The following is a 5,340-nucleotide window of genomic DNA, read 5'->3' as shown; positions in this document are numbered from 1 at the left end:
GCCAGTGATGGCGCACCGAGCCGACAAGCACGCGCCGGAACAGTGAGGTGAAGCGGCCCGGCTGGTCGTGATGCTTGGTTTTCATCGTCGCCGGCAGGATGGTGACGCCGAGCAGTGGCGCAAACAGCACCGCCACGATCCATGACACCAGCAGCGAAACGGCGATGACCACGAACAGGGTGAAGGTATATTCGCCGGCGGCGCTGTTGTTGAGGCCGATCGGGATGAAGCCGGCGACAGTTACCAGCGTACCGGTCAGCATCGGAAAGGCGGTCGACGTGTAGACATAGGTCGCTGCCTTGCGCAGATTGTCGCCGACCTCCAGCCGCGCCACCATCATCTCGACCGCGATCATCGCGTCGTCGACCAGAAGGCCGAGCGCGATGATCAGCGCACCCAGGGAAATACGCTGCAGCGAAATGCCGAGATAGGCCATGACGGTGAAGGTGATGGCCAGCACCAGCGGGATCGACAGCGCCACGACGAAGCCGGCGCGCATGCCGAGACTGATGAACGACACGGCGAGCACGATGGCGACCGCCTCGAACAGCGCACGCGTAAAGCCCGAGACGGCCTCCTCGACGATGACCGGCTGGTCGGCCACCAGATGCACGCCGACGCCGACCGGCAGGTCGGCCAGCACCTTGTCCATCTCCTTGTGCAGGGCCTCGCCGAATTCGAGCAGGTTGGCGTTGGGTTTCATGCCGATGGCGAGCCCGATCGCGTCCTGGCCGTTGAAACGGAACAGTGCCGTCGGCGGATCGACATAGCCGCGTGTGATCGTCGCTACGTCGCTCAGGCGGAAGAAGCGGTCGTTGACGCGCAGATTGATGGCGCGCAGGCTTTCCTCGGAGGTGAACTGCCCGCCGACACGCACGCTGATGCGCTCCGGCCCGGACTGGATGACGCCGGACGGCGTGATCGCGTTCTGCGCCTGCAGGCTGGCGACGATCGCTTGCTGGTTGAGGCCGAGGGCGGCGATCTGGCGGGTTGAGAATTCGAGATAGATCGCTTCGTCCTGGGCGCCGACCAGGTCGACCTTGCCGGCGTTGGGCACGGTCAGGATCTTTGTTCTGGCATCCTCGACATAGTCGCGCAACTGGCGCGGCGTCAGCCCGTCCGATGTGAAGGCGTAGATGTTGCCATAGACGTCGCCGAAGCGGTCGTTGAAGAACGGGCCCTGCACACCCTGCGGAAACTGTGCCCCGATGTCATTGACCATGTTGCGCACCTGAATCCAGTTCGGCACGACATCGCGTGCCTTGGTGGTGTCCTTCAGGTTGACGAAGATGACGGTCTGGCCGGCCGTGGTGACGGACTTGGTGTAGTCGAGGCTGTCGAGTTCCTCGAGTTTCTTCTCGATCCGGTCGGTCACCTGCTGCACGGTTTCCTTGACCGAGGCGCCCGGCCAGTTGGCCTGGATGATCATCGTCTTGATGGTGAAGTTGGGATCTTCTTCACGGCCGAGATTGAGGTAGGAGAACACGCCAGCCACGACGAAGACCAGCATGAAATACCAGACCATGGAGCGGTGGTTGAGCGCCCAGTCGGAGAGATTGAAGCCTTTCATGAGGCCCCTCCCTCGGGCACTGTCACCTTCTGGCCTTCGCTCAGGCTGTGGACGCCCGCCGTGACAACACGCATGCCGGCCTCCAGCCCCTCGGTCACCGTGAAGGTGCCGCCATTCTTCGACGCGACCTTTATGTCGCGTGCGTTCACGCTCGATGTCTGCGGGTCGACGATCCACACTTTCGCGGAACCGTTCTTTTCGAACAGCGCCGACATGGGCAGTTCGATCGTCGGTGCCACCTTGGTCACGCGGGTCGCCGTCACCGTGGAGCCGAGCCGGAAGGCCTGTGGCGGATCCGTGAGCGTCAACCTGACGCGCCGGGTGCGGGTCGAGCCCTCGGATTGCGGTGCGATCTCGCGCAGCTTAGCCCCGGTCTGGATCGTCGGCAGCGACTGCAGGATGACCTGGAAGGGCGTGCCGGCCGCGAGATCACCGGTCAATTGGTCGGGAATGTCGACCACCGCCTCGCGCAGGTCCGAGCGCGCCACGGTGACGACCGTCTGGCCGGGCGAGACCGTCTGGCCAACTTCGGCGCCGACAGCGGTGACGACACCGTCGAAATCAGAGAACAGCCTGGCATAGCCGAGCTGTTCCTGCGATTTGGCAAGCGAGGCCTTGGCCCGCTCGACACCTGCCTCCGCAGCTTTGCGCGCCTGCTGCGCGGCGTCGAAGACAGCTTGCGTGGCGTTGGCCGAGGCGAGTAACTGGCGCTGCCGTTCCTCGCTGGCGGCGGCGTTGGCGAACTGCGCCTCGGCATTGGACAGTTCCGCCTTGGCCGCCTGGAGCGACAACTCCAGCGCGGTCGGATCGAGTGCCGCTATCGTCGTGCCCTTGCTGACGATGTCGCCGACCTGGACGTCGCGCGAGACGACCCGGCCAAGCAGACGGAAGGCCAGATCGGCGCTGACCTGCGGTTCGACGGATCCGGCAAAACCGAAGACTTGCGTGGTGCGCGGCTCGATCACCATCGACAGCACCGGCCGGATGATCTCGGGCGGCTTTTCCTCCGACCTGGAGCAGGATGCCAGCGCGCCGAGCATGAGCACGCCGAGCAGGATGCGCGGCGTCCGGCTCATTGGCCCGCTCCCGATATCTCGATCGTCTGTCCAGGGCTGAGCAGCTGTCCTCCAGCGGTGACGACGCTCTGGCCTTCGTCCAGTCCCCTGGCGATCACGACCGTGCCCGAATTGAACGCCAGCACTTCGACCGGCGCCATCGTCACCGCCTTGGTCGAGGGATCGACGATCCAGACCGCCGGCTTGCCGCCGCTGGACGTCAGCGCCTGCCAGGGCAGCAGGATCGCCTTCGCCGGCTTGGCGCTTACCGAGCCGATGACGGCTGCTCCCAGCGGCATGCCGGCGGGCGTGTCGGGAATGGCGACCTTGACCCGGATCGAGCCCGAAGCCGGGTCGACCGCAGGCGAGATTTCGCGGACCTTGCCCGTTGCCCTGACCTGCGGATCGGACAACAGCGTGATCGTCACCGCAGGCGATGCCGGTGTCTTGGCGATCAGCGTCTCCTGCACGTTGAACACCGCGGCGCGGTCGCCGTCCTCGGCGACGGTGAAGACGGTTTGCGCGGCTTGCACCACTTGGCCGGTTTCGACTTGGCGGGCGGTGATCACGCCGGCGGCACCGGCCTTGAGCTCGGTGAAGGACAGGTTTTGCTGGGCGTTGGAGAAAGCGCTCTGCGCGGCTTCGACGCTGCCTTGTGCCACCTTCAGGGCCTGGTCCGCGGCGTCATAGTCGCGCCTGGTGGTGAAGCCCTGCGCCAGCAGCGTTTTCTGCCGCTCGAAGGCGGCAACGGACTGGGTCAGTTGCGCCTTGGCTGCATCAAGATCGGCCTGCGCCGAGCGCAGGTCGGATTCCTGCTCCTGCGGGTCGATGCGGGCGAGCACCGTGCCTTGATCGACATGCTGGCCGACATCGACAAACCGTTCGGCGACGCGACCGCCGACCCGGAACGACAGATTGTTCAGCGTACGCGCCGCGATCACCCCGGTCAGCGAAGTCCTTGGCGCATAGTCGGCCATCGCCACCGTTTCGGTGCGCACCATGATCTGCAGTTTCTTGTCCGCCGCTTCCTGCTTCTGACAGCCGGCCAGAAGCAGCGCCGCCGTGCAGGCGAAAAGCGCCGGGGCGGCTGGAAAAGACAAAAGACCGGGAGCTTTGACCGATGGCTGCGAGACGGGCGAAGTCACGTTCCTGCTCATGGGCTCTCCCGACCGCGGGCCGCTCGCTGATCGCGGTGCCTCGCGGCCATCCAGAGGATAGTCGATCCCCGGGAAAAGGAAACCGGTCTCGTACGTGTATCGCCCGACTGGCTAAGCGCCGGGATCTGCCCACCGCAGGCCCAATCGCCTGCCGGTGGTGCCGACTTGAGGAAAACGTGAAATAAGGTCAGAAGACATCTCAACGGCATCAAACAGGACGGGCGCCGGCCCGGTGAGGGATACGATGAAGAATTCAGCCATTTCCGAACGCAAGAACCAATCGATTTCCCGCGGCGTCGGCATGACCACGCAGATTTATGCCGACCGGGCTGAGAATTCGGAAATCTGGGATGTCGAGGGGCGTCGCTATATCGATTTCTCGTCGGGCATCGCCGTCGTCAACACCGGGCATCGCCATCCCAGGGTGATCGAGGCGGTCAAGGCACAGCTCGACCGCTTCACCCACACCTGCCACCAGGTGGTGCCCTATGAGAGCTATGTGCGCCTGGCCGAACGGCTGAACGGCATGCTGCCCGGCAAGTTCGAGAAGAAGACGATCTTCGTCACCACCGGGGCCGAGGCTGTCGAGAACGCCATCAAGATCGCCCGCAATGCCACCGGCCGTCAGGCGGTCATTGCCTTCGCCGGCGGCTTCCATGGCCGCACCTTCATGGGCATGGCGCTGACCGGCAAGGTCGTGCCTTACAAGGTCGGCTTCGGCGCCATGCCGGGCGATGTCTACCATGCGCCGTTTCCTGTGCCGCTGCACGGTGTCTCGGTCGCCGACTCGCTGGCGGCGCTCGACCGGTTGTTCAAGGCCGATGTGGATCCGGCGCGCGTCGCCGCCATCATCATCGAGCCGGTTCAGGGCGAGGGCGGCTTCTACGACGCGCCGCGGGATTTCCTGGTTGCGCTGCGCAAGCTTTGCGACCAGCACGGCATGCTGCTGATCGCCGACGAAGTGCAGACCGGCTTTGCCCGCACCGGCAAGATGTTTGCTATGGATCACCATGAGGTGGCCGCCGACATCACCACCATGGCCAAGAGCCTGGCCGGCGGCTTTCCTCTGGCGGCGGTCACCGGCCGCGCCGAAATCATGGATGCGCCCGGCCCCGGCGGGCTCGGCGGCACCTATGGCGGCAGTCCGATCGGCGTTGCCGCGGCGCACGCCGTGCTCGACGTGATCGAGGATGAAAAGCTGTGCGACCGCGCCAATACGCTGGGCGCAAGGCTGAAACAGCGGCTGCAGTCGATCCGCGACGACGTGCCCGAGATCGTCGACATCAGAGGTCTCGGCTTCATGAACGCGGTCGAGTTCAACGACGTCAAGAAGGGCCTGCCCTCAGCCGAGATCGCCAATGCGATCCGGTTGAAGGCGCTCGACAAGGGCCTGATCCTGTTGACCTGCGGCGTCTACGGCAACGTCATCCGCTTCCTGGCGCCGATCACCATCCAGGACGAAGTCATGAACGAAGCACTCGACATTCTGGAAAGCTCGATCCGCGAAGTCTGCGCCGCCTGATCAGTAAGGTGCCGCGCCTGAGGGACGGAATTATCC

Annotated in this window: 4 protein-coding genes; 1 reads left to right on the top strand and 3 read right to left on the bottom strand. The window is 64.7% G+C overall.

Annotated elements, in window-relative coordinates; all coding sequences use genetic code 11:
* The 3 genes from EN879_RS23335 to EN879_RS23325 all read right to left on the bottom strand — a co-directional run.
* A partial coding sequence (locus tag EN879_RS23335; RefSeq protein ID WP_164774537.1) for an efflux RND transporter permease subunit occupies positions 1 to 1,570 on the bottom strand: 1,570 nt, incomplete at its 3' end.
* Complete coding sequence (locus EN879_RS23330; RefSeq protein ID WP_024503446.1) at positions 1,567 to 2,646, bottom strand: efflux RND transporter periplasmic adaptor subunit; 1,080 nt, start codon at positions 2,644 to 2,646, stop codon at positions 1,567 to 1,569. The genes EN879_RS23335 and EN879_RS23330, both read right to left, overlap by 4 nt.
* Positions 2,643 to 3,782, bottom strand: a complete 1,140-nt coding sequence (locus tag EN879_RS23325) for an efflux RND transporter periplasmic adaptor subunit (protein ID WP_127274266.1) — start codon at positions 3,780 to 3,782, stop codon at positions 2,643 to 2,645. The genes EN879_RS23330 and EN879_RS23325 overlap by 4 nt, the downstream gene beginning before the upstream one ends.
* Before the next feature lie 244 nt (positions 3,783 to 4,026).
* On the opposite strand from EN879_RS23325, the gene EN879_RS23320 reads away from it, so the two are divergent.
* Positions 4,027 to 5,304 (top strand): 4-aminobutyrate--2-oxoglutarate transaminase, encoded by a 1,278-nt coding sequence (locus EN879_RS23320; RefSeq protein WP_013527918.1) that lies wholly within the window; start codon positions 4,027 to 4,029, stop codon positions 5,302 to 5,304.
* Positions 5,305 to 5,340 lie beyond the last annotated feature (36 nt).

The sequence above is a fragment of the Mesorhizobium sp. M7A.F.Ca.AU.002.02.1.1 genome, from assembly GCF_003998535.1.
Taxonomy (GTDB): domain Bacteria; phylum Pseudomonadota; class Alphaproteobacteria; order Rhizobiales; family Rhizobiaceae; genus Mesorhizobium; species Mesorhizobium ciceri.
Note: the sequence above shows the minus strand (reverse complement) of the source record. Positions and strands in the feature narration are given on the sequence as shown.